This window comes from Allobosea sp. 01N443, assembly GCF_056399325.1.
On the sequence record NZ_JBFTRC010000409.1, the window covers coordinates 1 to 763 of the forward strand.

The following is a 763-nucleotide window of genomic DNA, read 5'->3' on the forward strand; positions in this document are numbered from 1 at the left end:
GGCGACGGCAACGACGTCTATTTCGGCGATGACAGCGACGGCGGCACGGGCATCGACACGCTCGACATGTCGGCGATCACGGCGAACCTGACGGTCGATCTCGGCAACGGCCTGCTCGGACGCGGCAGCGCGGTCAGCACGCAAACCGGCAGCGACACGCTCTGGAGCATCGAGAACGTCGCGACCGGCTCGGGCAACGACACGATCACGGCCAGTGCGGCGGTGAACGTGATGGAAGGCGGGGCGGGCAACRACACCTTCCGCTTCGAGAGCAAGGAAGCGGCGGATGGCGACACCATCCTCGACTTCGAGCCTGGCGATAAGCTCGACCTCTCCGGCATCGACGCCAATGGCGCGCTCGCCGGCAACCAGAGCTTCACCTTGACCAACGGCCCGGCCTTCACCGCCACGGCCCAGCTGGTGGTCGCCTACGAGACCCGGGCCGACGGCGACTACACCGTGGTCAAGGGCAATGTCGACGCCGACGGCGATGCCGACTTCCAGATCAACCTGAAGGGCAGCCACACCCTGACCGGCAGCAACTTCAGCTTCTAGAAGCCGCGCCTTTTCGGCCGGCGGGCCCCGTGCCCGCCGGCCGGCACTCCCTTCCTGCACCGCCTTCCTGCCGACTGCTTCTCCTTTTGACGGTTTGCGATCATGGCACCTTCCAAGGCACAGACCTCCGCCCGCAAGCGCGATGCCGCCAGGCTGACGCTCGGCTTCCGCTCCGCCTTCCTCTTCCTGTTCGCGGTCTCGGGGCTGA

General features: G+C 66.9%; 1 protein-coding gene. It reads left to right on the forward strand.

The genetic code is table 11. The features are described 5' to 3' along the window. The coding region (locus AC1DRP_RS36725) for a M10 family metallopeptidase C-terminal domain-containing protein (RefSeq protein ID WP_476771161.1) at positions 1-555 on the forward strand (555 nt) is incomplete at its 5' end. Between the last annotated feature and the right edge of the window lie 208 nt (positions 556-763).